Source organism: Neotabrizicola shimadae (assembly GCF_019623905.1).
Lineage (GTDB): Bacteria > Pseudomonadota > Alphaproteobacteria > Rhodobacterales > Rhodobacteraceae > Neotabrizicola > Neotabrizicola shimadae.
The window spans coordinates 3,688,043-3,714,153 of record NZ_CP069370.1 but is presented as its reverse complement, the minus strand read 5'-3'; the positions used below and the strand labels follow the sequence as shown (position 1 = coordinate 3,714,153).

25 protein-coding genes are annotated in these 26,111 nt (G+C 66.5%); 11 read left to right on the top strand and 14 right to left on the bottom strand.

Going from position 1 to position 26,111, the window contains the following annotated elements:
• Nucleotides 1-120: 120 nt before the first annotated feature.
• The 5 genes from JO391_RS17995 to JO391_RS17975 all read left to right on the top strand — a co-directional run bounded on the left by JO391_RS17995 (nucleotide 121) and on the right by JO391_RS17975 (nucleotide 5,624).
• On the top strand, nucleotides 121-1,428 hold the full coding sequence (locus JO391_RS17995) for an FAD-dependent monooxygenase (RefSeq protein WP_220661803.1): 1,308 nt from the start codon (nucleotides 121-123) through the stop codon (nucleotides 1,426-1,428).
• A 26-nt stretch (nucleotides 1,429-1,454) separates the two neighbouring features.
• Nucleotides 1,455-2,516 (top strand): amidohydrolase family protein, encoded by a 1,062-nt coding sequence (locus JO391_RS17990; RefSeq protein WP_220661802.1) that lies wholly within the window; start codon nucleotides 1,455-1,457, stop codon nucleotides 2,514-2,516.
• Nucleotides 2,517-2,712: 196 nt separating this feature from the next.
• The gene (gene dctP / locus JO391_RS17985) at nucleotides 2,713-3,735 is read left to right on the top strand and encodes a TRAP transporter substrate-binding protein DctP (protein WP_220661801.1); all 1,023 of its coding nucleotides are present in this window, start codon (nucleotides 2,713-2,715) and stop codon (nucleotides 3,733-3,735) included.
• Nucleotides 3,736-3,813: 78 nt separating this feature from the next.
• A complete protein-coding gene (locus JO391_RS17980; protein WP_220661800.1) occupies nucleotides 3,814-4,326 on the top strand; it encodes a TRAP transporter small permease in 513 nt (170 codons plus the stop codon).
• A complete protein-coding gene (locus tag JO391_RS17975) occupies nucleotides 4,323-5,624 on the top strand; it encodes a TRAP transporter large permease (protein WP_220661799.1) in 1,302 nt (433 codons plus the stop codon). The genes JO391_RS17980 and JO391_RS17975 overlap by 4 nt, the downstream gene beginning before the upstream one ends.
• Before the next feature lie 72 nt (nucleotides 5,625-5,696).
• Here JO391_RS17975 and JO391_RS17970 read toward each other — a convergent pair whose 3' ends face one another.
• From JO391_RS17970 to JO391_RS17955, 4 genes are read right to left on the bottom strand one after another with little or no spacing between them, the layout of a single operon-like run.
• Nucleotides 5,697-6,545: a fumarylacetoacetate hydrolase family protein gene (locus tag JO391_RS17970; protein ID WP_220661798.1), complete on the bottom strand. Its 849-nt coding sequence runs from the start codon at nucleotides 6,543-6,545 to the stop codon at nucleotides 5,697-5,699.
• Nucleotides 6,546-6,560: 15 nt separating this feature from the next.
• Nucleotides 6,561-6,959 (bottom strand): nuclear transport factor 2 family protein, encoded by a 399-nt coding sequence (locus JO391_RS17965; RefSeq protein WP_220661797.1) that lies wholly within the window; start codon nucleotides 6,957-6,959, stop codon nucleotides 6,561-6,563.
• Nucleotides 6,959-7,741, bottom strand: coding sequence for an SDR family oxidoreductase (locus tag JO391_RS17960; RefSeq protein ID WP_220661796.1), 783 nt, complete (start codon nucleotides 7,739-7,741; stop codon nucleotides 6,959-6,961). Before JO391_RS17960 ends, JO391_RS17965 begins: the two co-directional genes overlap by 1 nt.
• 13 nt (nucleotides 7,742-7,754) lie before the next feature.
• On the bottom strand, nucleotides 7,755-8,486 hold the full coding sequence (locus JO391_RS17955) for a dienelactone hydrolase family protein (protein ID WP_220661795.1): 732 nt from the start codon (nucleotides 8,484-8,486) through the stop codon (nucleotides 7,755-7,757).
• Between the two features lie 239 nt (nucleotides 8,487-8,725).
• Between JO391_RS17955 and JO391_RS17950 the strand changes: the two genes are divergently transcribed.
• Nucleotides 8,726-9,115, top strand: coding sequence for a 5-carboxymethyl-2-hydroxymuconate Delta-isomerase (locus JO391_RS17950; protein WP_220661794.1), 390 nt, complete (start codon nucleotides 8,726-8,728; stop codon nucleotides 9,113-9,115).
• A gap of 60 nt (nucleotides 9,116-9,175) precedes the next feature.
• Here JO391_RS17950 and hpaD read toward each other — a convergent pair whose 3' ends face one another.
• From hpaD to JO391_RS17935, 3 genes are all read right to left on the bottom strand, one after another.
• Nucleotides 9,176-10,177 carry a 3,4-dihydroxyphenylacetate 2,3-dioxygenase gene (hpaD, locus tag JO391_RS17945; protein WP_220661793.1) on the bottom strand — a complete coding sequence of 334 codons (1,002 nt, stop codon included), beginning with the start codon at nucleotides 10,175-10,177 and terminating at the stop codon, nucleotides 9,176-9,178.
• Between the two features lie 163 nt (nucleotides 10,178-10,340).
• A complete protein-coding gene (locus JO391_RS17940; protein WP_220661792.1) occupies nucleotides 10,341-11,144 on the bottom strand; it encodes an IclR family transcriptional regulator in 804 nt (267 codons plus the stop codon).
• Nucleotides 11,128-11,841, bottom strand: coding sequence for a GntR family transcriptional regulator (locus tag JO391_RS17935; RefSeq protein WP_220661791.1), 714 nt, complete (start codon nucleotides 11,839-11,841; stop codon nucleotides 11,128-11,130). The genes JO391_RS17940 and JO391_RS17935 overlap by 17 nt, the downstream gene beginning before the upstream one ends.
• A gap of 212 nt (nucleotides 11,842-12,053) precedes the next feature.
• Here JO391_RS17935 and JO391_RS17930 point away from each other — a divergent pair, with 212 nt between their 5' ends.
• From JO391_RS17930 to JO391_RS17910, 5 genes are read left to right on the top strand one after another with little or no spacing between them, the layout of a single operon-like run.
• Nucleotides 12,054-13,289, top strand: coding sequence for a DUF3500 domain-containing protein (locus JO391_RS17930; RefSeq protein WP_220661790.1), 1,236 nt, complete (start codon nucleotides 12,054-12,056; stop codon nucleotides 13,287-13,289).
• Nucleotides 13,290-13,312: 23 nt separating this feature from the next.
• Nucleotides 13,313-14,794: an NAD-dependent succinate-semialdehyde dehydrogenase gene (locus tag JO391_RS17925; protein WP_220661789.1), complete on the top strand. Its 1,482-nt coding sequence runs from the start codon at nucleotides 13,313-13,315 to the stop codon at nucleotides 14,792-14,794.
• Nucleotides 14,791-15,645: a fumarylacetoacetate hydrolase family protein gene (locus tag JO391_RS17920; protein ID WP_220661788.1), complete on the top strand. Its 855-nt coding sequence runs from the start codon at nucleotides 14,791-14,793 to the stop codon at nucleotides 15,643-15,645. The genes JO391_RS17925 and JO391_RS17920 overlap by 4 nt, the downstream gene beginning before the upstream one ends.
• The gene (gene hpaH, locus JO391_RS17915) at nucleotides 15,642-16,439 is read left to right on the top strand and encodes a 2-oxo-hept-4-ene-1,7-dioate hydratase (protein WP_220661787.1); all 798 of its coding nucleotides are present in this window, start codon (nucleotides 15,642-15,644) and stop codon (nucleotides 16,437-16,439) included. Before JO391_RS17920 ends, hpaH begins: the two co-directional genes overlap by 4 nt.
• Before the next feature lie 7 nt (nucleotides 16,440-16,446).
• Nucleotides 16,447-17,229, top strand: coding sequence for an aldolase/citrate lyase family protein (locus JO391_RS17910; protein WP_220661786.1), 783 nt, complete (start codon nucleotides 16,447-16,449; stop codon nucleotides 17,227-17,229).
• A 107-nt stretch (nucleotides 17,230-17,336) separates the two neighbouring features.
• Here the strand turns inward: JO391_RS17910 and JO391_RS21765 are convergent, their stop codons facing one another.
• The 7 genes from JO391_RS21765 to JO391_RS17870 all read right to left on the bottom strand — a co-directional run bounded on the left by JO391_RS21765 (nucleotide 17,337) and on the right by JO391_RS17870 (nucleotide 26,042).
• The gene (locus JO391_RS21765; protein ID WP_310795046.1) at nucleotides 17,337-17,981 is read right to left on the bottom strand and encodes a type II toxin-antitoxin system prevent-host-death family antitoxin; all 645 of its coding nucleotides are present in this window, start codon (nucleotides 17,979-17,981) and stop codon (nucleotides 17,337-17,339) included.
• A gap of 455 nt (nucleotides 17,982-18,436) precedes the next feature.
• Nucleotides 18,437-18,553, bottom strand: coding sequence for a cytochrome bd-I oxidase subunit CydX (cydX, locus tag JO391_RS17895; protein WP_220661784.1), 117 nt, complete (start codon nucleotides 18,551-18,553; stop codon nucleotides 18,437-18,439).
• Between the two features lie 10 nt (nucleotides 18,554-18,563).
• Nucleotides 18,564-19,724, bottom strand: a complete 1,161-nt coding sequence (gene cydB / locus JO391_RS17890) for a cytochrome d ubiquinol oxidase subunit II (protein WP_220661783.1) — start codon at nucleotides 19,722-19,724, stop codon at nucleotides 18,564-18,566.
• Nucleotides 19,725-19,730: 6 nt separating this feature from the next.
• Complete coding sequence (locus tag JO391_RS17885) at nucleotides 19,731-21,338, bottom strand: cytochrome ubiquinol oxidase subunit I (protein WP_220661782.1); 1,608 nt, start codon at nucleotides 21,336-21,338, stop codon at nucleotides 19,731-19,733.
• Nucleotides 21,339-21,422: 84 nt separating this feature from the next.
• Complete coding sequence (locus JO391_RS17880) at nucleotides 21,423-23,066, bottom strand: amino acid ABC transporter ATP-binding/permease protein (protein WP_220661781.1); 1,644 nt, start codon at nucleotides 23,064-23,066, stop codon at nucleotides 21,423-21,425.
• Nucleotides 23,063-24,715, bottom strand: a complete 1,653-nt coding sequence (locus JO391_RS17875; protein WP_220661780.1) for an ATP-binding cassette domain-containing protein — start codon at nucleotides 24,713-24,715, stop codon at nucleotides 23,063-23,065. Before JO391_RS17875 ends, JO391_RS17880 begins: the two co-directional genes overlap by 4 nt.
• On the bottom strand, nucleotides 24,702-26,042 hold the full coding sequence (locus JO391_RS17870; RefSeq protein WP_220661779.1) for an ATP-binding protein: 1,341 nt from the start codon (nucleotides 26,040-26,042) through the stop codon (nucleotides 24,702-24,704). The genes JO391_RS17875 and JO391_RS17870 overlap by 14 nt, the downstream gene beginning before the upstream one ends.
• Between the last annotated feature and the right edge of the window lie 69 nt (nucleotides 26,043-26,111).

Sequence of the window (26,111 nt, the reverse complement as noted above, 5' to 3'; positions counted from 1 at the left end):
GCGCAGCGCAGGGTGGCGTCAGGCAGAGGGCCGGAGGCAGGGCTGTGCTTCTGGCACCCTCGTCGACTGACACCCGGACGCCGCTTGCCGGCGCGCCATCCGATCAAGGAGACCTGAGACATGCTTGATATCGCCATCGTCGGCGCGGGTCCGGCCGGCCTGGCCACCGCGCTGAGGCTGCACCAGAAGGGGTTCCGCCCTAAGATCTATGAAGCCGTGCCTGACCTGAAGCCCCTGGGCGTGGGAATCGACATCAAGGTCTATGGCACGAAGGAAGTGACCGAGCTGGGGCTCTTGGACGCGTTCCGCAAGATCTCGGTCGAGGCGAAGGATTCGATCTTCCTGACCGGTCATGGGCAGGAGATATTTGCCGAGAAATGCGGCATGCACATGGGCTATGACCATGAGCAACGCTTTGTCCACCGCGGCACGTTCCAGTTCATGCTGCTGGACGCGGTGAAAGAGCGGCTTGGACCGGACTGCCTGACCTTCGGCGCCAGGCTGAAGCGGTTCGAGCAGGATGACACGGGCGTGGATCTGTTCTTCGAGCCCGCCGAGGGCGTGCCCGAGCGGGTGCGGGCCGACGTGGTAATCGGTGTGGACGGCATCCATTCGGCGGTGAAGCGCCAGTTGCACCCCGAGGCCGCGCGGACCCATTATTCCGGCGTGGCGATGTGGCGGGGGGTGACGGTGATGCCGCCCTACGGCAACGGCGGCATGATCCTGCACATCGGCGACCCGATCCGCCAGGGCAGCCTGATCGTCTATCCCATCGCCGACAACGTCGACGGCAAGGGCAACCAGCTGATCAACTGGGTCTGCGAGCAGTCGGGCAAGCCCAAGGGTCTGGAAGACTGGAACGTCCGCATCGCGCCCGACGAGATTGCCCATGTCTTCGACGAGGTGAAGCTGCCGTACCTGGATGTCAGCGCGATGATCCGCAACGCCCGCGAGGTCTATATCTACCCGCTGATCGACAACGACCCGCTGGACCGCTGGTCCTTTGGCCGCGTCACGCTGGTGGGAGACGCCGCCCATGCCATGTATCCGCGCGGCGGCAATGGCGTGTGCCAGGCGCTGGTGGATGCCCGGGTGGTGGCCGAAAAGCTGGCCGAGATCGCCGATCCGGTGGCGGCGCTTGCGGCCTATGAGGCCGAGCGGCGCGAGTTCGTGAACCGGCTGGTGATCGCCAACCGCGGCGAGGGTCCCGAAGTCATTCGCCGCATGGTCGAGGAACGGTCGGGCGGCAAGCCATTTGACAACATCGACGATGTCATCCCGCGCGCCGAGGTCGAAGCCTTGTTCATGGAATACCACCGCAAGGCGGGCATGAAGCGCCCGGACGACGCAGGCAGCAAAGCGCCGGTGAAGGAAGTCTTCACCGAGGAAACCATGAAGCGCGTGGCGGCCAAGGCCGACATCCGCTGACCGCAAGAGAACAGGAACCCCAGACCATGACGACCAAGAACGGAACCCGCGTAATCGACGCCAACATGCATTGGCTGCCCGACACGCTTTTCACCGATGAATCCCTTCGCGAGAAGATGATGCGCTGCATCCCGCGGCAGAACAACATTCACGTCAAGATGGTGCCGATCGAGGGAAAGAACCTTCGCCAGATCATCATCGAAGAGCCGAAAGGCTATGTGAACATCAACTACGCCGAGGGTCAGTATTCCATCGACAGCCAGTTGGAGGACATGGACCGGGCGGGGATCGACCATGCCGTGTTCCGCATCCCGGTCTGGCAGGAATGGCTGGATCTTGACGCCTCGAAGCGCATCAACGACGGGCTCGCCGACTATGTCGCGCGCGGCAAGGGCCGGTTCACGGCGCTGGCGGTCTGCCCGCCCTGGGGCGACGCCAACATGATTGCCGAGGTTGAGCGCTGCATCGACCAGTTGGGTTTCAAGGGCGTGCAGATGGCCTGCAAATACGGCGACATCTACCTGGATGACGAGGCATTCTTCCCATACTTCGAATTCATCAACGACCGGAAGATCCCTGTTGTCGTGCACCACACCCCGCTGCCGGTGGACTACGACTCCATCCTGAGCTTCAACAACCAGCGCCGGCAGTACGGGCGCTGCATCGCGCAGGGCACCGCTGTCGGGCGCGAACTGTTCTCGGGGCTGTTCGACCGTTTCCCCCATCTGCGGCTAAGCCACTCGATGCTGGGCGGCGGCTTCTTCGCCTTTGTCGACATGCTGGTACCGAAGCCGCGCCACGCCTATGGCGACGCAGTGGACCGCTTCGACACGGCCAATTCCAACCTGCGCGACAAGCTGAAGAACAACCTGTTCTTCGACATCTCTGGCCCGCCGCAATGGGGCAAGAAGCAGCTGGAATGCGCGGTCGAGGTGCTGGGTGAGGACAACATCCTGTATGGAGCTTCTTATCCCATCCGCAAGGACTGGTTCTTCGATGGCGTGCCGACGGTCGAGGCGCTGGACATCTCTGACACGGCGAAGGCGAAGATCTTCCACGGCAATGCCGAGGCCTTCTTCGGGCTGTAACCGCCGCCTGTGCCGAACCGCCCGGCCGGCCCTGCAAGGGGCCGGCCGGTTTGCTTGCAGGGCACATGTCCAGCAGCAGACGGGTGTTCCGCATTGTGAAAGGAATCCGCCCGCAGGGTTGGCGCGACCGCAGCGACGCCGCACCATGGCTGCAGGAACCGGCCAAAGCCGGACCCGTTATCTGAGGGAGGACCACATGACCCATCTTGGCCGGCTTCTGGCCACGTCTATCCTTGCACTGGCCCCGTCGGCTCTGTTCGCGCAGACAGAGCTGATCTTTTCCAGCTTCCTGCCGCCGCATGACGACCTGCACCAGATCGGCGTCGTGGAGTTCGCCGAGGCCATCGAGAAGGAATCGGGCGGCACCATCGACGTGACCATCCCGGACACCAGCCTGGCGCCCTCGGACCGCCAGTACGAGATGGTGCGCGACGGCGTGGCGGACATGGCGCTGATCTCGTCGGGCACGGTGCGGCAACTGGTGGCGCTGAACCAGCTGTCGGACCTGCCGGGCATGTCGCCCAGCTCGCGCGCGGCGTCGATCGCCCTTTGGGAGACCTATAACAAGTACTTCCTGCCACTGGACGAGTTCAAAGGCGTGAAGGTGCTGGCAGTGCGCGCGCTGCCGGGGCGCCAGGTGCTGGTGGTCAACGGTAAGCCGATCGAGTCTGTGGACGGCTTTGCCGGGGTGAAGCTGTGGTCGCCACCTGGCCGCCTGACCCAGGTGGCCGGCCTGATCGGCGCGGTGCCGGTGAATTCGGAGTTCCCCGAACTCTTCGAATATGTGAGCAAGGGCACGGTCGATGCCGTCATCATCACCCCGGCCTCGGCCGCTGGCGCACGCATCCTCGACAAGGCGACCAGCTACACGAAGGTCCCCGGCGGCCTGGGGTCACTGTCACATTCCGTCGTGATCTCGCAGGAACGCTGGGACGCCCTGGACGCCGACCAGCAGGCTGCGGTGCTGCGCGCGGCCGAAGGGCTTTCGGCACGGCTTGGCGAATCGCAGGATGCCGGTGAGGCAGAGGTGGCCGAGATCGTGGCCAAGTTGCCGATGACGGAACTGACCGGGGACCAGCAGGCCAAGCTGGACGCGCTTTTTGCCGGCGTCGTCGACCAGTGGAAGGCAGCGGCGCAGGAAAAGGGCCTGGCCGATCCCGACGAGGTGATCGCCTTCTACAAGTCGGTGCTGGACCGCGAACTGGCGGTGCAGCAATAGGGCCGAACGGCCGATGGCAGGTGCCCCGCCCGGTGACGGGCGGGGCTTCGCCGCAATCCGGCCTTCAAGGGAATTCCGATGATCCGCAAACTCAATCACGGGCTGGAACTGGTCTGCAGGGTTGTTTCCGGCGCCTCTGTTGTCGTGATGGCGAGCGTCGCCTTCCTCGACAGCATCGGCCGGCCGCTCGCCCATCCGCTTCCGGGCGGCAGCGAGATGGTGTCTCACGCGTTGATGCTGTTCTTCTTTTCGTCGTTGCCGCTGGTCGTGAAGGCCGATGCCCATATTCGCGTGGGATTGCTGACGGATTTCTACAGTGCGCCGATGAAGCGAGTCGAACATGCGCTGACCGTGCTGCTGGAGACATTGGCGATGGCCGTGCTTGCCTGGATGGTTCTGGACCAAGCGGCGCGGCTGATGCGGTTCGGCACAGAATCCGTCTATTTCCAGATGCCCGTCGGGCCCTGGGTGCTTGTTGCCGGGGGCTTTTGCGTGATCGCCGTCTGGTTCGCGCTCTGGATCCTGCTGGCGCCGGCGACGGAGGCCGAGCGCCTGGCGCGCGCATCTCATGCTGACAACAAGGTAGAATGATGATCAGTGCACTTGTCTTTGCGGCGCTTCTTGCGCTGATCACCCTGACGCGCGTGCCCCTGGGGCTGGCGATGCTGTTCACGGGCGCGGGCGGGATTGCGCTTTTGCACCCGCGCGGGTTGCCGGCTGCGCTGGCGGTGGCAGAGCAGCAGGTGATGAGCCTGGCCTTCAACTACCAGTTCTCGGTCCTGCCGCTGTTCATCCTGATGGGGGTGTTCATCGTGCGGGCCGGCATGGCGGCCGACCTGTTCGAGGCCGCGCGCCGCTGGATGGGGCATCTGCCCGGCGGGGTGGGAATGGCGACGATCGTCGCCTGCGGCGGCTTCGCGGCCATGTGCGCCTCTTCCGCGGCGGCAGCGGCGACCATGGCGCGCATTGCCATTCCCGAGATGAAGAAGGCGAACTATGATGCCGGCTTTGCCGCCGGATCGGTGGCAGCGGGCGGCACGATGGGTATCCTGATCCCGCCCTCGGGCGCGCTGATCGTCTATGGCCTGCTGACCGAGCAAAGCATTGGCGAGCTGTTCGTGGCCGGCGTCATACCCGGCCTGATGCAGGTTCTGGTCTATATCGGCGTCATGGCCATGGTCGCGTGGCTGCGTCCGGACTGGGCTCCCGTGGGCGAGCGTCATTCGCTTGCAGACCGGTTCCAATCGTTGTCGGCGGTCTGGGGCGTGGTGGTGCTGTTCCTGGTGATCATGGCGGGCCTGGTGCGTGGCTGGTTCACCGCGACCGAGGCCGGCGGCATCGGCGCGGGCGGAGCCTTCCTGTTCCTTGTCCTGCGCGGCAAGCTGACCTGGGAGGTGTTCAAGGGCAGCCTGCTGGAGACCGCGCGTATCTCGACGATGATCTTCGTGGTGGCGGCGGGAGCCCTGGTACTGAACCAGTTCATCAACCTTTCCGGCGTGTCGGGGGCAACGGTCGACTACATCTCGTCCTTGAACCTGTCGCCCTTCATGGTCGTGCTTGTGTTCGTGGCTTTCTACCTGGTGCTCGGCTGCCTGATGGACGGCTTTGCCATGATCTTCCTGACGGTGCCGATCATCGCGCCGATCATCGCGGGCCTGGGCTATGATCTGATCTGGTGGGCGATCGTGACGGTGGTGGTGGTGGAGATTTCTATGATCACGCCGCCGGTCGGGCTGAACGTGTTCATCCTGCGGGCGATGCTGCCCAACGTGCCGGTGTTGCAGATCTTCCGCGGGGTGCTGCCCTATATCGCGGGCGATTTCGTCCGGGTGGCGTTGATCCTTGCCTTCCCCGGCCTTGCGCTGTGGCTGCCCCACCTGGTGTCGTGACGCGCGGACAGGACGATGCCAAGACAAAGGGGCGGCCCTGCGGCCGCCCCTTCACGTTTCGGAAAGGCGGGGTCAGGCTTCGGCGATGACGGGGTTTTCCAGGGCGCCGAGGCCCGCGATTTCAGCCCGCACCACATCGCCGGGCTTCAGGAAGCGCCCGGTCGGTGCACCGATGCCCGAGGGTGTGCCCGTGGCCAGGATGTCGCCTGGTTCCAGCGTCATCACCTGGCTCAGGTATTCGATCTGCGCCCAGATGTCGTAGATCATGTCGTTGGTCGGATGGTCCTGGCGCAGCTCGCCGTTGACCCAGAGCTTCATGGGCAGGTCGAGCGGGTCGGCCACCTCGTCGTCGGTGGTGATCCATGGGCCGGAGGGACCGAAGCTGTCGAAGCTCTTGCCCAGGGTGAAGGTGGGCGAGCGTTTCAGCCAGTCGCGGGCCGAGACATCGTTGACCACCATGTAGCCGGCCACGACCTCCCGCGCCTTGGCCGCCGGAACATTTCGGCAGCGCTGCCCGATCACCACGCCAAGCTCGATCTCGTAATCGACCGCCTCGGCGACAGCCCATTTCACCACGGGGTCGTTGGGGCCGGTGATGCAGGTGACCTGCTTGTTGAACCAGAGCTGCGACGTGGGAATCGGGATGCCGGCCTGCCGGGCCTCTTCGGCGTGCTTGGCATAGTTCATGCCGATGCCCAGGAACTTGCGCGCATCGGGCAGGGGCGCCTCGATCCGGACCGAGGAGAGCGCGAAGGCAGGTCCGGTGGCGGCCTCCAGGGCGGGGCGCAGCACCGCCAGGTCGGCGATCAGCTGGCGCATCGAGGCACCGACGCCCGCCACCTCGGACAGGTCGATGACGGTATCGCCGGAAAGCCGGCCGATGCGGGTTCGGCCGGCTTCGGTGAAGCGCAGGAGTTTCATATGCTTTCCTTTCTGTCAGCCCGTTCGGAAAATGGTCAGCTGCGACAGCAGCACCTGCCAGCGACCGGCGGCCCAGGTGACCAGCACCGAGCCGTAGCCGTCGAGCACGGCGGTCTCGCCGGACTCGAGACGGCGCACCGTGTTGCGGGTCGGGCCGGCGATTAGGGCCGTGTCCTGGCCCAGGCGCAGGTCCAGCGCGCCGCGCTCGATGGCGATGAAGCCCCCCATCCGGCCGACATGGGCGATGAAGTCTGCCTTGCCATGGACGAGGCCCGAGGAATGCACATGGATCAGATCGTCATGCAGCAGCTGGTCCAGCGCGGCCCTGTCGGCGGCGATCAGCGCGCGGCGGCGCTGGGACTCGAAGGCCAGAAGCGCCTGCGCCTCGTCCGAGGCGGGATCCAGCCGGCGCATCAGACCAGGCCCTCGTAGCTTCCGCCGTCGAGTTGCAGATTCTGGCCCGAGATGAACCCGGCAAGGTCCGAACAGAGGAAGGCGCAGGCGGCGCCGAATTCCTCGGGCCGGCCAAAGCGTTTCGCGGCGATGGTGGCGGCGGCGCGGGCGCGCGCCTCTTCGCGGCTGATGCCCTCCTGCTTCATTCGGCGTTGGGCCATGAACTCCTGCCGCGGCGTGTCGATACGTTCGGGCAGCAGGTTGTTGATGGTGACGTTGTCCGCCACGACCTCGCGGCTGATCGCCTTGGAAATGGCGGTCAGACCGGCGCGGGCCGAGGTGGACAAGCCCATCATGTAATGCGGCGCCTTCACCATGGCCGAGGTGATGTTGACGATGCGACCAAAGCGACGGGACCGCATGCCGGGAACATAGGCGCGGATCAGTTGCACGGCGGGAACCATGTTGGCACCCACGGCCGACAGCAGCGCGGCCTCGTCCCAGTCCTCAAGCGCGCCGGGGGGCGGGCCGGCGTTGTTTGTGACCAGGATGTCCACTTCGGGCAGGGCGTCCAGGATCGCGGCTCGGCCCTCTGGCGTGGTCAGATCGGCGGGCAGGGTCGAGATGGCCACGCCGGGCAGGTCGGCGCGCAGCATCTCGGCGGCGCGGTCGAGTTTGGCGGCGTCGCGCCCGTTCAGCCAGACCGCGACGCCTTCGCGTGCCAGTGCCGTGGCGCAGGCCAGGCCGAGACCCTGAGAAGAGGCGCAGACGAGGGCGCGGCGGCCGGTGATTCCAAGGTCCATTCTGTGCTCCGGCTCACGCGGTGGTTTCGGGGGCGAGGGTTTCGGCGAAGAAGTCCATCATGGCGGCCCAGGACCGGCGGTCGGCGCGGGCGTCGTGGCGTGCAAAGGGCGGGCGGCCTGGGCCATCGGGTTCGGTGAAGCCGTGCAGGACGCCGCCATAGACGTGAGCCTGCCAGTCGACGCCGGCGCCGGTCATGGCGGCGGTGACGCGGGCAAGCTGGTCGGGCGCAGCAAGCGGGTCCTCCGCGCCGGTGCAGAGCAGCGCCTTGCCTCCCCTGGCGCCCGACCAGTCATCGGCCGCCATGTCGAGCCCGGCGTGGAAGCTGACGACCCCGGCCAGGTCCAGCCCGGCGCGCAGCATTTCAAGCACGGATGTGCCGCCGAAGCAGTAACCGAGCGCACCGATGCGGCCGGTGCATTCGGGCAGGCCGGCCAGGGCAGCGCGGGCGGCGGCGAGCCGCCCGATCCACAGCGCCCGATCCCCGGCGAAGGCGCTCAGGTGGGCGCCGATCTCGGCCGGATCGGACAGAAGCTGCCGCCCGCCCCACAGATCGGCGGCAAGGACGGTGTAGCCGGCTTCGGCGAGGACTTGGGCGCGCGACAGGATGAAGGGGTCCAGCCCGCGCGCGCCGTGAACCACGAGGAGGCCGGGGCGGGGGCCGCCTGTATCTGGGGTGAAGACCTGCGCCACAAGTCTGGTCTCGCCATGGTCGTGGCTATGGTCGCGGGAGGTGACCCTATGCATCGCAGGCTCCACAGGCTTTCAGGGGGTTGGCCCCCGGTCTGCCCCGGTTTTCCGGGTGTCCTACGGGGCCGGCAAGCGGCGGGCGCGGAAATGTTCACGATGAGGAAATCTGCGATCCGGAGCCGATGTCGCGGTGCGGCAATCCACATCGTGAACAGGCGCGTCGGTTCGTCTTGCCGCCCTTGGGTCGACCGGAGGATGCAGGACACCAAGGTCCATTGCCACCGGAGAGGACGTCCGTGCCGCATTGCATTGTCGAGTATTCCGACAACCTGGAAGCCGAGGGGCGCATCGGCGAGCTGTTGCAGAAGATCGCGGCGCAGTTCCGAAGCGCGCCCGAGGTGTTTCCGACCGGCGGTGTGCGCATCCGAGCCTGGCCGGTGCATCAGTATGTGATCGCCGACGGAAATCCCGAACATGCGTTTGTAAACGTCATTTGCCGCATCGGCGCGGGCCGACCGCTGGACGTGCGCAAGTCGTTCTTCGGCGCGACCTACGACATCGTGGTTCAGCATTTCGCAGCGATCAGCAATAGACGGGGCCTCGGGATCACCTTCTATGTCGACGAGGCCGATCCCGATGGATCGTGGAAGACCAACTCGATCCATGCCCACATGAAGAAGGGCTAAGGTCGGTCACCCCTGCTTGAGGAGGCCCCCGATGCAAGCCGGGGGCCTTTTCTTCTGTCGTCATGCAAGACCCAGGAAGCGTTCCAGCGTCGGCAGCGGCGAGGAAAGCGAGGGCGGCGAGGGCGGGGTGCCGGCAAAGGTCGTCGCCTCGTTGAACCATTTCGCCTGAGCCGGCAGGCCCCACTGGTCGGCGCGTCGGGGATCCTTCAGGTCCCAGCCGATAGGGTCTTCCAAGTCGATGCACTGATAATGGGTGTTGAACATCTCGATCCGGTGGCCATCGGGGTCGCGGAAGTAGATGAACATCGCGCCCGAGATGCCGTGCCGACCCGGCCCGCGTTCCAGCCTTTGGCCAAGGCCCATGGCGCCCGCCACGTCGCAGGCATGGACAAGGTCATGGGCGTCGCGCAGCAAGTAGGCAAAGTGGTGCAGGCGCGGTCCCGGGCCGTTGGTGAACACCAGGTCATGCGGGTTACCCTTGCGCTGCAGCCAGACGCCCCAGAGGTTTTCGACGCCATCGTCGATGGAATAGGTGTATTCCGAGGCGCGGAACCCCAGCGGGTGCCAGAAGTCATGGGCGCGGCGCACGTCCTGGGCCTGGATCTGCCAGTGGTCGAGCCGCTGTGCCGAGGCGCCGTGGTAGCGGTCATAGGACATGAACAGACGCGGCTGCACCGGCATCGAGGCGGTCAGTTCGACCGGCATGCCGATGGCATCGGTGACGTGCAGGGTTTTGCCCTGGTGTTCGACCTCGACGATCTCGGCCGCCGTGCCGATGCTGTCGAAATAGTCCTTCGCTTTCAGGATGTCGTCGTCGGTCTGAACGCGAAGGCCGATGCGCTGGCAGTCCGGCGTAGTGCCCTTGCGCAGAACGAGGCTGTGGTGGCAAGCCTCCTCGCGGCCGCGCATCCAGACGGTCTGACTGTCCTCGGCCGTGGTGATGAGCCCGACGAGATCGGTGTAGAACGCCTTCGAGGCATCAATATCCTGCACGGTCAGCACGACGTGGCTGGCGCGGGTTATGTTGAAAGGCGGGTTCAGGACGGGGGCGGGAAGTTTCATGCGGTCTCCTCCTGGGCCGGGCGGATCGTGCCGCCGCCGGCCGGTCTTGCGCGGTTTCCGGCCGGACCCTTGCGCCGCGCGGCCCGGCGGGCAACGCACGGCGGGGGATTTGTTCATATCGCGGAAAGCGGGGGGACCGAACGGGAGACACCGCCGAAGGCGGTCAGGCGACCATCGTCTGCCGGTGGACAGCCGCGCTGATCTCGCGCGCGGCGTCGCGCAACAGAGGCACAAGGCGCGACATCCGTTCGCCCCCCAGACGGGGACGTGCCGCGATGATGGACAGCGCAGCGACGGGCTGGCCCACGACATCGCGAACCGGCACCGCAAGGACGCGGCGTTCGGCGTTCACCAGGCTGTCGGAACACAGGAAGCCCTGTTTGCGGACTTCTTCGGCCCCGGACAGGATCTGCTGTTCGCTGCAGCGCCAGTCGCCGTAGCGGTCGGCATTGTCGCGCAGCACCGCTTCGACCCGTTCGTCCTTCATGAAGCCCAGCATCGCCCGGCCCGCGACCGAGACGCCAAGCGGCCGGCGCGCGCCGATGGCGACGCGGCGGGCCTGGACCGGATAGGCGCCGAAGCGACGGTCGGCATAGACGGAATCGTTGTGCGACGGCACGGCCAGAAAGACGGAATCGCCGATGGCCTCGACCAGCCGGTCAAGCGTAGGCGTAGCCAGCCGGGTGATGGGAAACCGGCTGTAGGCCGCCAGCCCCAGCCAAGCCGCCTCGGCGCCGATCTGGTAGCGCCGCGAACCGCGGGCGCGTTCGACGATGCCTTCCGATTCCAGCGCCTTCAGGATGCGGTGTGCCGTCGGATGCGACAGGTTGAGCCGCGCGGCGATGTCTACCAGTTTCTCGCCTTCGGACGCGCCCGAAGCGAGCATCCGCACCACCGCGAAAGAGCGGTGGATGCACTGCGTTCCCGACGCCTCGCTGCGGGAGTTGCCTTCATCCTTTTGCGCCATCTGTGATTCCCTTCCCCATTGCCGCCCCCCGCGGCATCCTCCGTTCAAATCCACGCGGACCGGCTTCAAGCAGATCCTGGGCGGTGCGTTGCATGTGGTCCGCCAGGGCGGCCACGGCAGCATCGGCGTCGCGCGCCAGCGTGCGTTCGACAATGGCGCGGTGTTCTGCATTAATATCGCGGGCCGCCTGGGCGCGCGGCAGGATCAGCCGCCGGTAGCGTTCGGCCTGCATGTAGAGAACCTCGCGCAGGCGAAGCCACCAGGGGCTGCCGCAGGCGGCGACAAGGTCGTCGTGCAATTGCGCATGCAGGCGCGGCCAGTCGGGATGCGCCCTGCCCTGCGGCGAGTCGCCCACATGCGACACCTGGTGCCAGGTGGACAGAAGCCGCGCTTCCCATTCCAGCGTCCCGCGTTCGATAGACCGGCGCAGGCAGCGGGTCTCGATGTCGATGCGGACCTCGGTCAGGTCTGTCAGGTCGTCCTGCGAGATGGGCGCCACCAGAAAGCCCCGCTGCGGCAGGGCTTCGACCAGGCGATCCGAGGTCAGGCGCGACAGCGATTCACGCACCGCGCCAGGCGAGACGCCAAAGCGCAGCGCCAGCGCCTCGATGGCGAGCTTCGATCCCGGCGCGTGGTCGCCGTTCAGAAGCTCTTCCTTCAGCGCCTCGTAGACCTCGGCTGTCCGGCTGCCCGCCATGCTCCCCTCGCGCGACTCGCTTCGGGATCATAGGCGAATCTCTACTTTGAGCAAGAAAAGATATTTTCCAGCCAAAATGGATATTCCGCCCCCATACCCTTCCCTACCGCCCGGGCCCTTTCCGCGATGTGAACATTGCTCCGAAAGCCCCCTTGCCCTTTGGGCGCCCCTGCCGAAGCTGGCCCTTCAAAGGCCCCCGTGGGAGGAAAGATATGACCAGCGCCGACCATCGCGACTATCTGCTGCCGGCGACCGAGCCGCGGATCGCCCGGTCGCACGGGCTGGACCCGCTGAGCTATTCGCAGCCGATCCTGGCCACGGCGCGCGCCACGGCGCTGAAGGCCGAATGGACGCGGCTTTACGAGGAACCCTATCGCGGCATCACCCAGGACGGCACGGTTGAGACCGGGCTTTACCGGCTGGCCGACGAGGGATTTGACGTGGCCCAGGCCGTGGCGGCGGCCGAGACCTTCCTGGCGACCCTGACAGAAGACCAGCGCACCCGCGTCTGCCACCCGGTCGACGCGCCGCAATGGCGCGGCTGGTACAATCCGGAAATCGTCTTCAACACCGAAGGGGTGAGACTTGAAGACATGGCGGAGCAGTCGCGTTCGGCCTTCATGGCGCTTCTGGCGGCCTGCACCTCGGACCGTGGGTTCCGGAAGCTGCGGCAGCTGATGCTGGCCAACCTGTACCTGGGCGAGCTGTACGACCTTCGCAACATCATGAACGAATGGTCATATCACGTCCTCGTCTACGGCACGCCCTCGCTGACGGCGCCCTGGGGCTTCAACCTTTACGGCCATCACATCGGCTACAACTGCCTGATCGTCGGTCGGCAAATGGTGATCTCGCCCACCTTCATGGGGACCGAGCCGAACGAGATCGCGCTGCAAAGCGGAGAGCGTTTCGCGCTGTTCAAGGAGGAAGAGCGCAAGGGCCTGGCGCTGATGCAATCGCTGCCAGAAGCGCTGCAGGACAGGGCCACGATCTTCAAGCTGATGGAAGACCCGGCCATGCCGGCCTGGCGCTTCAACTTTGCGGACCAGCGACACTTGGGCGGAGCCTTCCAGGACAACCGCGTGATCCCCCTGGAAGGGGTTTGCGTGGCCGAGTTTTCCAAAGCGCAGAAGGCCGCTCTGCTGGACCTGTGCGAGACCTTCCACGAACACTGGCCCGATGGCCCGCGCGCCGCGCATATGGCCCGGATCTCGGCTCATTTGGACCGCACCTGGTTCAGCTGGATCGGCGGGCATGGCGACGACGATCCGTTCTACTTCCACATCCACTCGCCCGTAGTGATGATCGAGTTTGACCATCATTCGGGGATGTGGCTGTCGAACACCGACCCGGCCAAGTTCCACATCCACATCATCACCCGCCTGCCGAACGGCAACGATTACGGCAAGGCGCTGGTGGCCGAGTGGATGGCACGCCAAGCCGGTTGACCCCTGCCGATACGGATCCTTCCATGACCGAGCTTCACCGTTTCGACCTGCGCGCCCGCCTGTCCGATGCCTCGCTGTTGCGCGAGGCCGCGCTGGTCGGTTCGCGGTGGATCGCGGCCAGCAAGAGCGGCCTTGCCGTGACCAACCCCTCGACCGGCGCCGTGATCGGCCATGTGCCCGACCTGACGCCGGCCGATGCGGAAGAGGCGATTGCCGCCGCGGCACTGGCGCAAAAGGCTTGGGCTGCGCGAACGGCCAAGGATCGCGGGCAGGTGCTGCGGCGCTGGTACGATCTGATGATGGCGCATCAGGACGACCTCGCCGCCATCCTGACCGCCGAACAGGGCAAGCCGCTGCCCGAGGCGAAGGGCGAGATTGCCTATGGAGCCAGCTTCATCGACTGGTTCGCCGAAGAGGCGCGCCGCGCCTATGGCGACATCGTGCCGGGCCATGCGCCCGACAAGCGCATCCTTGTGCTGAAACAGCCGATCGGTGTGGTGGCCGCCATCACACCCTGGAACTTTCCCAATGCGATGATCACCCGCAAGGCAGGCCCGGCCTTCGCGGCGGGCTGCGCAATGGTGCTGAAACCCGCCTCGCAGACCCCGTTCTCGGCCATCGCGCTGGCGGTGCTGGCCGAACGCGCGGGCCTGCCCGCCGGGCTGTTTTCGGTGCTGACGGGCTCGGCCCGCGTGCTTGGGGCGGTGCTGACCGCCAGCCCGGTGGTGCGCAAACTGACCTTCACAGGCAGCACCGAGGTGGGCGCGCAGCTTTACGCGCAATGCGCACCGACGATCAAGAGACTGGGGCTGGAACTGGGCGGCAACGCGCCCTTCATCGTGTTTGACGATGCCGATGTGGATGCCGCCGTCGAAGGCGCGATCATAGCCAAGTTCCGCAACAACGGCCAGACCTGCGTCTGCGCCAACCGCATCTATGTGCAGGCCGGGGTCTATGACGTCTTTGCCGAAAAGCTGGCGGCGCGTCTTTCCACGCTGCAAACCGGGGACGGTTTTGCCCCCGGCGTGACCTTCGGCCCGCTGATCGACGGCAAGGCGGTTCAGAAGGTCGCCGAACACATCGCGGATGCCACGGCCAAAGGGGCCAGTGTCAGGCTTGGCGGCCGCCCCCATGCCCTTGGCGGCACCTTCTGGGAGCCCACCGTCTTGACCGGCGTCACCGCCGACATGGCGGTGGCCCGCGAGGAAACCTTCGGCCCGGTCGCGCCGCTCTTCCGGTTCGAAACGGAGGCCGAGGTCGTGGCCGCCGCCAATGATACCGAATTCGGTCTGGCTTCATACCTCTACACCCGCGATCTGGCCTGCAGCTTCCGTGTGTCCGAGGCGCTGGAGTACGGCATGGTCGGGGTGAACACCGGCCTTGTCAGCACCGCCGAGGCACCCTTCGGCGGCGTCAAGTCCTCGGGCCTCGGGCGCGAAGGGTCGCGCCACGGGCTCGATGACTTCCTGGAACTGAAATACCTTTGCCTTGGGGGCATCGAATGAACCTCGTGACCTTCACCGCCGCGGGTGCCCAATTCTGGGGCGTCGGCGCGCGAGGCGGCGTGATCGCGCTTTCGCCCGGGTTTCCGCAGTGGAAGACCCTGCGCGACGTGATCGCCGCTCAGGCGATCCCGCAGGTTCTGGACGCAGCCGCCGGGCGGGACGTGACCCATGCCGAAGGATCGTTCACATATGAGATCCCGGTGCCCGACCCGGAAAAGATCATCTGCGTCGGCGTGAACTTCCCCGACCGCAACGCTGAATACAAGGACGGTCAGGAAGCCCCGGCCAACATGTCGCTGTTCCCGCGCTTTGCGCGCAGCTTCACGGGCGCGGGCCAGCCGTTGATCCGCCCGCCGGAAAGCCGGCAGCTGGATTATGAAGGCGAAATCGCCATTGTCATCGGCAAAGGCGGCCGCCGCATCCTCGAGGCCGAGGCTTTGGGTCATATCGCCGGGCTGACACTCTGCAACGAAGGCACAATCCGCGATTGGGTGCGCCACGCGAAATTCAACGTCACGCAAGGCAAGAACTGGGATACCTCCGGCTCCATCGGCCCCTGGCTCGTGCCCTTCACCGACCCGGCGCAGATCATGGATGTGGAGCTGACCACGCGCGTGAATGGTGAAGTCCGCCAGCACGACCGCACCGGGCGCATGCTGTTCCCGGTGGCGCGGCAGATCGCCTATATCTCCACCTTCACCACGCTGGTTCCGGGCGACATCATCGTGACCGGCACCCCCACCGGCGCCGGCGCGAGGTTCGATCCGCCGATCTGGCTGAAACCCGGCGATGTGATCGAGGTCGAAGTGCCGGGCATCGGCATCCTGCGCAACGGGGTAGCCGACGAATGACCCCGGACCAGATCGAAGCCGCCGCCGAAACGCTGTTTCAGGCCGAACGGACTGGCCGGCAATGCGGGCTGCTCAGCCTGCAGTATCCTGGCATGACACTGGACGATGCCTATGCGGTGCAGGCCGCATTGGTGGCGAAAAAGCAGGCGCAGGGTGTGGGGGTGATCGGCTGGAAGATCGGCCTGACCAGCCGGGCCATGCAGCAGGCACTGAACATCACCACGCCGGATTCAGGGGTGCTGCTGGAGGATATGCTCTTCGCCGACGGGTCAACGATCCCTGCGGGCCGCTTCATCCAGCCTCGGATCGAGGCCGAGATTGCCTTTGTGATGAGGGCGCCGCTGCAGGGGGCCTCGGTCACACGGGAAGAGGTTCTGGCCGCCACCGATTACGTCGCGCCCAGTCTGGAAATCCTCGACACCCGCATCCTCCGCGCCGATCCGGCCACCGGCAAGGCGCGGGTGATCTATGACACCGTGTCAGACAACGCCGCCAACGCGGGCATCGTGCTTGGGGCGCAGCGGCACGCAGCGGATGCCTTCGATCTGCGCTGGATCGGGGCGATCGTGGCGCGGGACGGGGTGGTTGAGGAAACCGGGCTCGGGGCGGGAGTTCTGAACGATCCTGTCACCGGCATTCTGTGGCTCGTGCATCGGCTGGCCCAATATGGGCAGGGAATCGAGGCCGGGCAGGTGCTGCTCTCGGGCAGCTTCATCCGCCCCGTCGAGGCCCCGCCGGGCAGCCGGTTCGATGCCGACTTCGGTGCCTTCGGGCGCGTCACCTTGAACTTCTGAGGTTCCCATGCCCGCCCCCATCAACACCCTGAAACAGCGGCTGGCCCGGGAAGAGGTGCTGCACGGCATCTGGCTTGGGCTGGCCGACCCTTACGCCGCCGAAATTGCGGCGACGGCGGGGTTTGACTGGCTGTTGATCGATGGAGAGCATGCGCCCAATGATATCCGGTCGATTTCGGCGCAGCTGGCGGTGATCGCGGGGAAGGGGCCGGCGCCGGTGGTGCGGCTGCGGAACGATGATCCGGCCGGGATCAAGCAGGCGCTGGATATCGGGGCGCAGACACTTCTCATCCCGATGATCGAGGATGCCGGCCAAGCAGAGCGGGCGTTGCGGGCGACGCGGTACCCGCCTGAGGGGATCCGCGGGGTGGGGTCTGCGCTGGCACGGGCTTCGGGCTTTGCGGCGATCCCGGATTACCTGACCACGGCAAACGACCAGATCAGCCTGATCCTGCAAGTCGAGAGCCGGGCGGGGATGGCAGCCTTGGACGATATCCTGGCGGTAGAGGGGGTGGACGGGGTGTTCATCGGGCCGTCTGACCTGGCGGCCGACATGGGCTTTCTTGGGCAGGCCGGGCATCCGGAGGTGAAGGCCGCGGTGCTGGACGGGCTGCGCCGCATCCGGGCGGCAGGTCGCGCGGCGGGCGTTCTGGTCATCGACCCGGCCTTTCTGGCCGAGTGCCGGGCCGCGGGGGCCAATTTTCTGGGGGTCGGGATCGACGTCACGCTGTACGCCCAAGCCCTGCGGCGGCTGGCGTCCGAGGTCGGACGCCAGATCGGGGCCATATAAAACAATAGCTTGCAGATGCATCTTTACGATTCGTTCGCCTTATCGTGGGTGTGGCGGGCGCCATGAAACTGGGCATCCTTGTCCACACCCGGAGGGCGGGAATGGCCTCAGAACGGGTTCTCGATGGTCACGCCGGTGGGCCGGAAGTCATCCACCTTGTCGGTGACGAGGGTGGCACCCCGCACCAGCGCACTCGCAGCGATCATCAGATCCGCGCCGCCATGGCCGATCTCCTGCGAGAGGCGCCCCCAGACCCGCGCCTCCTCGGCGCCAAAGGGCAGAAGCCGGTCCGAGAACAGCCGGACGGTCCGGTCAGCCCAGGCCCGCATGTCGGCGGCAAAGGCCGGGTTCTGCCGATCCTCCGCCCGGATGCCGCGCTCGATCGCGCCCAAGGTGATCACGCTCAGGAACAGGGCCGCCTCCAGCTTACCCTGCAGCCAGGCGGCCACCTTCGGGGCGCGATCCGCCCAACGCACCGCCGAAAGGGCATTTGCGCCAAGGACATAGATCACAGGGTCACGTCCCGCGGCCTGGCCTGCAGTCGGTCGAGATCGCCGCCCGGGAAGTGCAGAAGGGGGGTCGGCGAAGCTCTCCCGCTGTGACGCGGCGCCAGCCACCAGCCGTTGGTATCCCTCGACGGCCAGCACCACGACCGCCGGATGCCCGCGCCGCGTCACCTCCTGCGGCCGCCCGGCCAGCGCCGCGTCAACCACCACCGAGACGCGGGACTTGGCGTCCTGCACGGTCCACATCTCTCACAACCTATCTAACCATTTGGCCAGTCATGTCATGTCTCCTCAAGCAGAGGACAATGCTCGCCACCTGCGACGACAGCCATCGCGGCATCCGCGATCGGGCGATGCTGATGCTCGCCTTGGCCTCCGGGGGGACGGCGCCGGTCTGAGGTCTCGCGGCTGAACGTCGAGGACATTTGCAAGGACGGCTTCAAAGCCAATAGGCTCATCTGGGTTCGCCTTCGGGAAACCAAGACCACGAGGAGAGAACAGGCGCTGAAACTGCCCATGAGGGCAACACGCTCAAGCGGCGTGGCAATCTGGTCACACATGTCTATGGATTGGCCTGCGAACGGATGCAACAAGGGCAAGAAAAGGGGCCGCCCGACCAAGCGGGCGGCCAGTGATGTCCTGATCACGAAGGGACGCAGCCAGGACGCAGCCAGCGAGATGTGGGTCCCGCTGGAAGGGGGTCAGCGCTTCGGCGCGCTAGTCATCCGGGCGTCGGACTGCATCTCAAGCCACATGGCGTTGATGACGGCGAACATCGCGGCGACAGGGAGGCCAAGCAGCCAGGCGAAGTACCACATGGGTTTCTCCTCAATAGGCGTTGGGGTTGCTGGTGACTTCGGCGGCATCGACCTTGCCCCAGAGCACTTTGTAGACCCAGGCGGTGTAGCCAAGCACGATGGGCAGGAAGATCACCGTGCAGACCAGCATGATGAACAGGGTCAGGTGCGACGACGATGCGTTCCAGACCGTAAGCGAGGCGCCGGGCTGGACCGACGACGGCAGGATGAAGGGAAACATCGTCAGCCCGACTGTCGAGATCACACCGAAGATGCCCAGCAGGGAGGCCAGAAGCGCCCAGCCGGCACGCTCCTTGCGCAGTCCAAGCGTAGCGAGCGCGATGCCCAGCACGCCCAAGACCGGAGCGATGGCGATCCATGGCCGCAGGCTATAAGCGGTCAGCCATGACCCTTCGCGGACAACCTCGCCGAGAAGCGGGTTGGACGGGCTGCCCGCGGGAAGTTCCGCAACGTAGTGATAGGCCGGGATACCAAAGGCTAGCCAGACCCCCGCCAGAAGGAAGGTCATGATCGCAACCGGTCCCGTAACCGAGCCGATGGCGCGAGCGCGCTCGGCCACGACGCCCTCGGCCTTGAATGACAGCCAGGTCGCACCGTGGGTCAGCAGCATGGTCAGCGACACCACGCCCACCAGCAGTGCGAAAGGGTTCAGAAGGCCAAGAAGCTTCATCACCGCATTGCCCTGATACAGCGGCATCAGGCTGTCGGTGAGCTCGAACGGCACGCCTTGCAGCGCATTTCCGACCGCCACGCCAAACACTAGCGCCGGCACTGCACCGCCGACGAACAGCGCCCAGTCCCACCGTTTGCGCCAGGCAGCGTCAGGTCGCTTGTTGCGATACTTGAAGCCCACGGGCCGCAGGATCAGCGCTGCCAGCACCAGGAACATGGCGAGGTAGAAGCCCGAGAAGCTGACGGCATACAGCGGCGGCCAGGCAGCAAAGATCGCGCCGCCTCCAAGTATCAGCCAGACCTGATTGCCTTCCCAGACCGGCCCGACCGTATTGATGGCGATGCGGCGTTCTTCATCGGTCTTGCCCACGAAGGGCAGAAGCGCGCCCACGCCCATGTCGAAGCCGTCGGTCAGGGCAAAGCCGATCAGAAGCACCCCCAGAAGCACCCACCAGATCAGGCGCAAGAGGTCGTAACTCAGAAGTTCATGCAGGATCATGGCCCGTCACTCCGCAGGTTGGGCAAGGGTTTGGGACGAAGGCGTGGCCAGCCGTGTCACATGCGCAGCCATCCAGGCGTCGGTCAGGTCGACGTCCTGCACCGGTCCCTTGCGGATCGCCGCCAGCATCAGCCGCATCTCGATCACCAGAAGCACAGTGTAGAAGGTTACGAACCCGGCCAGCGTCAACAGAAGGTCCAGGACCGACAGGTGACTTGCCGAGATGACCGTGGGCAGGATGCCATCCACCGTCCACGGCTGACGACCAAATTCGGCCACGAACCAGCCCAGTTCGCAGGCCAGCCACGGCAACGGGATCAGAACGACGGCCAGTTTCAGGAACCAGTCCGGATAGGTGCCGCCGCGGAAGCTGGTGCGCCAGAAGGCGAAGGCCAGGAAAACCAGCATCACGAAGCTCGCGCCCACCATGGCACGGAAGGACCAGAACATGGGCCCGACGCTCGGCACGGTATCCCAGGCCGCCGCTGCGATCTGCGCCTCGGTCGCGGCGCGCGGATCCTCGACATAGCGCATCAGCAACATGGCATAGCCAAGGTTGGCACCATTGCCCTCGAACGCAGCGAGGACCTCTGGCGCTGTTGCGGCGCGGTCCTGCCGGATCGTCTGCAGCGCGTCGTAAGCAATCAGGCCCGACCTGATCCGCTTCTCGGCTTCGGCCACCAGATCGGTGATCCCGGGGATTTCCTCGGTCAGGGATCGGGTGCCGATCAAGCCCATCACGGCCGGAATCCTGATGGCAAAATGCGTCTCGCGCGCTTCGGTATCGGGCAGGCCGAAGAGGGTGAAGGCGGCGGGGGCGGGCTCGGTCTCCCACATCGCTTCCATCGCGGCCAGCTTCATGCGCTGGTTCAGCGTGGCCTCATATCCGGACTCGTCGCCCAGCACGATGACCGACAGCGCCGAAGCAAGACCAAAGGCCGAAGCTACCGCGATCGAGCGCCGCGCCATTTCCGTATGACGACCGCGCAGCAAATACCAGGCCGAGACACCGATCACGAACACCGACGCCGTCACATAGCCGGCACTGACGGTATGGACGAACTTCGCCTGCGCCACCTCGTTGAACAAGACGGCGCTGAAATCCTCCAGCTCCATCCGCATCGTTTCGGGGTTGAACACCGCGCCCACCGGGTTCTGCATCCAGCCATTGGCGATCAGGATCCACAGCGCCGAGAAATTCGACCCAAGCGCCACGCACCAGCCCACGATCAGATGGGCCCGGGCAGAGAGTTTTTCCCAGCCGAAAAACCAAAGTCCGACGAAGGTGGCTTCCAGGAAGAAGGCCATCAGCCCTTCGATGGCCAAGGGGGCGCCGAAGATGTCGCCGACGTAGTGGCTATAGTAGCTCCAGTTCATGCCAAACTGGAATTCCATGGTGATGCCGGTGGCAACACCAAGGACGAAGTTGATCCCGAACAGCGTGCCCCAGAACTTGGTCATCTGCCGCCAGATCGGGCGGCCGGTCATGACGTAGACCGTCTCCATGATCGCGATGAGGATCGACAGACCCAGCGTCAGCGGCACGAAGAGGAAGTGATACATTGCCGTCGCCGCAAACTGCAGGCGCGACAGGTCGACGACGTCGAACTCCATGCGAAAACTCCTTTCCCGCACCCGGTAAGGGACCGGGCTTGCCTTTGGCATGCGGGGAGATGCGGGAATTCGGCTTGATCTGGATCAGGTTGCGCGGCTGGACCCGGGCGAAATCCGCTTGGCTTGGACAATTTGTCCAACCCCGGCGCAATCCTCGGCGCGATGCGACACGATCACGACCGCCGCCTGGGGCAAAGCCGTGCGCAGGCCCGACAGGACGGCGTGGGCGGTCGCGCTGTCCAGCCCTTCGGTCGGTTCGTCCAGAAGAAGGACCGCAGGCCGCCGAAGGATGGCCCGCGCCAGCGCGAGCCGCCGCGCCTCGCCCCCGGATAACCCTGCGCCCTGCGCACCCAAGGGCGCGCGCAGCCCGCCGCGCCCGGACAGGGGGTACCACAAGGCTACGGCCCGCAACGCGGCCTCCATCTCGGCGGAGGTCGTGGCGGTCGCGGCCAGCGCAAGGTTGTCCTCCACCGTCCCGCCGATCAGCGCGGGGCGCTGCGGAACAAGGCACAGCCGAGCGCGCAGCGCATCCTCGGGCCAGTCCTGCAGCCGGTGGCCTAACAGGTAAACCTCCCCGCCTGACGTGGGCAGCAGCCCTGCGATGGTCTGTAGAAGCGTCGATTTGCCCGCGCCTGAAGGCCCGACCAGCGCCGCCCATTCCCCTTGACGCAAGGTCAGGTCGACCGGGCGCAACAGCGCCGCCCGCCCGGCCTGCTGCGCCGAAAGCCCCGCCAGCACCAAGGGCGGCGCATTCAAGTCTGCGACGCAGGCGGAGTTGACTTCCGCGCCCGATGCGCCGCACTCCATGCGCGCTGCTGCAAGCTGCATGCGCCCCAGTTCGGCAAGTCCGCGCCACAAGCCCCTCGCGCCTTCGGCCATCGCAACAGCGACCAGCATCGCGGCAAGCGTGAAGGCTGCATCGGCGCGGCTAAGCACCAGGACGCCCGCCGCCGCCACTCCGGGCAGAAGGGACAGGACAAAGGTGGCGTGCCGTTCGCCCCGGTCCATCGCGGCGCGCGCGTCCTCCATCGCGGTTGCGGCCTCCAGCACCCGTGCCAGCGCCGTGGGAAGCTGCCCGTGAAGCGCCGTATCCGACCGCAGGCGCATCTCTTCGGCCATGCGGCTGCGGATCTGTTGGAATGCCGCTTCCTGCCGCATCGCGCCCCCGCGCCCGGCGGCGGCGATCCATCCAAGCAGGGCCAACACCGCAACATGGCACCCCAGCGCCAAAGCCGCGGCCCGGGGGCCGGCCAAGAGCGCAATCGCCGTGCCGCCAAGGATCAGCGTCACCGGCACCGCCAGCGCGGGCAGCACCAGTCGGATCAGAAGCCCCTCGATGGCATCAAGATCAGCCGTCAGGCGGTTCAGACCCTCGGCTGAGCGCAAGCGCGCCACGTCTGCCGCATTGCGCCGCGACAATGCCGCGAACAGGCGCAGGCGAAGGTCCATCAACGCGCGCAGCGTGGCGTCATGGCCCGTCACCCGTTCGCCATAGCGGGCAAGCGCGCGCAGCGGCGTGGTCAGCCGGATGATGGCCGAGGGGCGGAAGAAATCGAACACCAGCCCCAGCCCGGTCAGCCCCGCAAGGGCCGAAGCCGCGACGAACCAGCCGGACAGGCCCAGAAGCAGAAGCCCCGTCAGATGCACCGCAACCACCAGCGCAGCGGCCATGGCAAAGCGGCGCGGGGCGACCGCCATAAGGTCATGCACCAGCCGGGACAGGGTCATGCGCCTGCCTCCAGCCGGATCGCCCGGTCCATCCGCGCGATCAGTGCGGTGTCGTGCGTCGCCACCAGAAGCGCCGTCCCCTGTCCCCGCAGGGAGAAAAGCGCACCTGTCACGGCTGCGGCTGTGTCCGCGTCCAGATCGGCCGTCGGCTCATCGGCCAGAACGATCGCGGGCTGCGCGATCAGCGCGCGGGCGACAAGCAGCCGCCGCGCTTCTCCGCCCGACACGCCGCCGCCGGTTTCGCCCAGCCGTGTCTGCAATCCATCCGGCAGGGCCGCGACAGCCGCATCGACCCCGAGCATGCACAGCGCCGCCGCCACTGCGGACGGGTCCGCCCGGCCGCCAGGGTCGAGCCATTCAGACAGCGGCAGATCGGGAAAGCGCGGCACCTGCGGGATCAGGCACAAGCCCGCGCGAAAGGTGTCGGCCGTCGCGTCGTCAAGCGACCGGTCGCCTTGGCGAACCTCTCCGCCCGCGCGCAGCAGGCCGGCCAGCGCCAGCAGAAGCGTGGTCTTGCCCGTGCCGCTGGCGCCGGTCAGGGCCACGGCCTCACCCGGGGCAAGGGTGCCGTCCGGAAAGCCGATGCGCTGGTCCGCCCGGGTGACGCCAAGGCCGCGCCAGACCAGACTGCCCGCCACAGGCGCGCCAGCGCCGCCCGCGCCAAGGATCAGATCGCCACGGGCCAGTTCACGGTCCACCGCAGCCGCCGCGGCCTCGGCATTGGCGCGGTCGTGCCAGGTGGCGGCGAGGTCGCGCAGCGGCTGATAGAAATCCGGTGCGATCAGCAGGACGAAGATGCCGCCAAAGGGCGAAAGCCCCGCCCCCCAGGCGCCCCAGTCGATCAGCCCCAGCAGCGACAGGCCGACATGCACCGCGACCAGCGCCACACCCAGAGCTGCAAAGAACTCCAGCACCGCCGAGGACAGGAAGGCCAGCCGCAGCACCGCCATGCTGTGCTGGTGCAGATCGGCCGACTGCCGCGCCAGATCATCCCGCGCGCGCGCCACGGCCCCCAGCAGGCGCAGGTCGATCAGCGCGGCGATCCGGTCGAGGAGCAGGCGGTTCAGCGCCCCCTGTTTCACCAGATGGCGGCGCGATGCCGCCTCGGCGGCCCAGCCCACCAGCGCCATGAACACCGGGATCAGCGGGCCCGTCAGCGCCAGCGCCAGCCCCGCCGCCCAGGACTGCGTCAGCGTCAGGACCAGGATCAGAGGCGACAGCACCATGACCCGCAGGCGGGCCGGGCGATAGCGTTCGACCCAGGGGCCGATCTGCGCAATCCCCTCGCCCGCAAGGCTTGCAAGCCCCGCGTGATCCTCGTCCTGTCCGGCAGGCGACAGACGCAGGACATGGGCGGCAAGCCGCGCACGCAAGCCCTGCCCGACCCGCGCCGACAGGGATTGGGTCAGGCGCTGCGCCACAGCCTCGACCCCCGCCCGCAGCGCGGCAAGACCGAACAGCAGGATGGCTGCCGGCAGTGGCGCAAGCCCCCCCTGCCCCATCAGTTGCACGATAGCTGCGGCGATCACCGCCGCCTGCGCGATCCACAGCGCCGATCCTGCGACCGAAAGGACCGCCGCCCCCCGCGACAGCCGGGCCTCGCGCGACAGGATCAGGGCAAGCGCCCCCTGCGCCTCAGCTGCCCGCATGAATGACCCGGGGCAGCAGGACGCTGACCTCGGCCCCGCCTTCGGGCCGGTTCGACAGCCGCAAGGCGCCGCCCATCCGACGCAGGGCCGAGCGGACGAGGAACAGCCCCAACCCGTGCGACCCGTCCGGCGCGGCCCTGTCAGGCACCGGCGGGACGATGCCTTGCAAGACCGTGTCGGGAAAGCCCGACCCGTCATCGCGGATGCGCAGCACGATGCCTGCTCCGTCATCCTCGGCAATCAGCGTGATGGTGCGGGCCCCTGCCTCGCGCGCGTTGTCCAGAAGGTTCGCGAGCGACCTTGTCAACAGAAGGTCGGCAAGAATCATGCCCGATCCCGTCCTCTGGTTGCGGTAGGTGATGCCGATCTCGGGGTAGCGGGCCTGCCAGGCGCCGCCCACCTCGCGGACAAGCGCCATTGGATCGGCCGCATGGGCAGCCTCGATCCGGCCGCGTCCTCCCATCGCCAGCATCTGCGTCAGGCTTTCGCGGCAGGTCGAGACGGCCTCTTGCATCAGCGCGATCTGGCGCCTTTGCTCGGCTTCATCGGGCAGGCCAAGGTCCAGCCAGTCGTCAAGGATCACCGCCAGATTGGTCAGCGGCGTGCTGATGTCATGCGCGGCCGTTCCGGCCAGAAGGCCAAGCCGCATCACGACCTTTTCCTCCTCGATCTGCCGGGCAATCCGGTCCAGCCGCGCGTCCCGCTGGCGCAGGTTGTCGCGGATGCCAAGGATGAACAGCACCGCCAGCGCCGCACTGAAGAAGAAGCTGAGGAACATCCCCTGCAAGTGGATGTCGGACATGGTCGGCCCGGCATGGCTGTGCGACATGGGGATGTCGATGGGCAGGCCGTGGCCCAGAAGCCAAAGCTGCGCCGCGACCGTTGCGACGAAGATGATCCCGGCCTGCAGGGGCGGCAACAGGAAGGCCGCGACGATGGCCTGCAGGATGAACATGCCCGTAAACGGGTTCTGCGCACCTCCGGTCAGATAGAGAAGGATGGTCAAGGCGCCGACATCGACCAGAAGATCTGCCAGCACCGCCCGTGCCAGACCACCCCGCGGCCGACGGAGACGCCACGCCGCAACCAGATTCAGCGCGACCAGAAAGGCAAGCAGGACGCCGATCTCCCAAAGGGGAAGCGTGATCTTCAACAGGACATGCGCGAAGAAGACCGCCGTCAGCATGCCCGCAACGGCAAACCATCGCAGCCAGACCAAGAGTTGAAGGTTCAGAACCTCGGCGCGTCTGCGGATGGATTGGGTCTGGCTTTCGGGCATAAAGCGGTCCTTCTCACCGTGCAGCGCGCGGGGGCTGCACCCGGCCATTCCTGCCGTCCGCACCTCGCACCGCCATGATCGGGATCAAGCTGCCCCGCGCGCCAGATCCGCCGCGCC

Excerpts from the sequence above, each read along its gene's own strand:
- JO391_RS17995 (WP_220661803.1), top strand. The coding sequence starts at position 121 with ATGCTTGATATCGCCATCGTCGGCGCGGGTCCGGCCGGCCTGGCCACC.
- JO391_RS17990 (WP_220661802.1), top strand. The coding sequence starts at position 1,455 with ATGACGACCAAGAACGGAACCCGCGTAATCGACGCCAACATGCATTGG.
- dctP (WP_220661801.1), top strand. The coding sequence starts at position 2,713 with ATGACCCATCTTGGCCGGCTTCTGGCCACGTCTATCCTTGCACTGGCC.
- JO391_RS17980 (WP_220661800.1), top strand. The coding sequence starts at position 3,814 with ATGATCCGCAAACTCAATCACGGGCTGGAACTGGTCTGCAGGGTTGTT.
- JO391_RS17975 (WP_220661799.1), top strand. The coding sequence starts at position 4,323 with ATGATGATCAGTGCACTTGTCTTTGCGGCGCTTCTTGCGCTGATCACC.
- JO391_RS17970 (WP_220661798.1), bottom strand. The coding sequence starts at position 6,545 with ATGAAACTCCTGCGCTTCACCGAAGCCGGCCGAACCCGCATCGGCCGG.
- JO391_RS17965 (WP_220661797.1), bottom strand. The coding sequence starts at position 6,959 with ATGCGCCGGCTGGATCCCGCCTCGGACGAGGCGCAGGCGCTTCTGGCC.
- JO391_RS17960 (WP_220661796.1), bottom strand. The coding sequence starts at position 7,741 with ATGGACCTTGGAATCACCGGCCGCCGCGCCCTCGTCTGCGCCTCTTCT.
- JO391_RS17955 (WP_220661795.1), bottom strand. The coding sequence starts at position 8,486 with ATGCATAGGGTCACCTCCCGCGACCATAGCCACGACCATGGCGAGACC.
- hpaD (WP_220661793.1), bottom strand. The coding sequence starts at position 10,177 with ATGAAACTTCCCGCCCCCGTCCTGAACCCGCCTTTCAACATAACCCGC.
- JO391_RS17940 (WP_220661792.1), bottom strand. The coding sequence starts at position 11,144 with ATGGCGCAAAAGGATGAAGGCAACTCCCGCAGCGAGGCGTCGGGAACG.
- JO391_RS17935 (WP_220661791.1), bottom strand. The coding sequence starts at position 11,841 with ATGGCGGGCAGCCGGACAGCCGAGGTCTACGAGGCGCTGAAGGAAGAG.
- JO391_RS17930 (WP_220661790.1), top strand. The coding sequence starts at position 12,054 with ATGACCAGCGCCGACCATCGCGACTATCTGCTGCCGGCGACCGAGCCG.
- JO391_RS17925 (WP_220661789.1), top strand. The coding sequence starts at position 13,313 with ATGACCGAGCTTCACCGTTTCGACCTGCGCGCCCGCCTGTCCGATGCC.
- JO391_RS17920 (WP_220661788.1), top strand. The coding sequence starts at position 14,791 with ATGAACCTCGTGACCTTCACCGCCGCGGGTGCCCAATTCTGGGGCGTC.
- hpaH (WP_220661787.1), top strand. The coding sequence starts at position 15,642 with ATGACCCCGGACCAGATCGAAGCCGCCGCCGAAACGCTGTTTCAGGCC.
- JO391_RS17910 (WP_220661786.1), top strand. The coding sequence starts at position 16,447 with ATGCCCGCCCCCATCAACACCCTGAAACAGCGGCTGGCCCGGGAAGAG.
- JO391_RS21765 (WP_310795046.1), bottom strand. The coding sequence starts at position 17,981 with ATGTGGACCGTGCAGGACGCCAAGTCCCGCGTCTCGGTGGTGGTTGAC.
- cydX (WP_220661784.1), bottom strand. The coding sequence starts at position 18,553 with ATGTGGTACTTCGCCTGGCTGCTTGGCCTCCCTGTCGCCGCGATGTTC.
- cydB (WP_220661783.1), bottom strand. The coding sequence starts at position 19,724 with ATGATCCTGCATGAACTTCTGAGTTACGACCTCTTGCGCCTGATCTGG.
- JO391_RS17885 (WP_220661782.1), bottom strand. The coding sequence starts at position 21,338 with ATGGAGTTCGACGTCGTCGACCTGTCGCGCCTGCAGTTTGCGGCGACG.
- JO391_RS17880 (WP_220661781.1), bottom strand. The coding sequence starts at position 23,066 with ATGACCCTGTCCCGGCTGGTGCATGACCTTATGGCGGTCGCCCCGCGC.
- JO391_RS17875 (WP_220661780.1), bottom strand. The coding sequence starts at position 24,715 with ATGCGGGCAGCTGAGGCGCAGGGGGCGCTTGCCCTGATCCTGTCGCGC.
- JO391_RS17870 (WP_220661779.1), bottom strand. The coding sequence starts at position 26,042 with ATGGCCGGGTGCAGCCCCCGCGCGCTGCACGGTGAGAAGGACCGCTTT.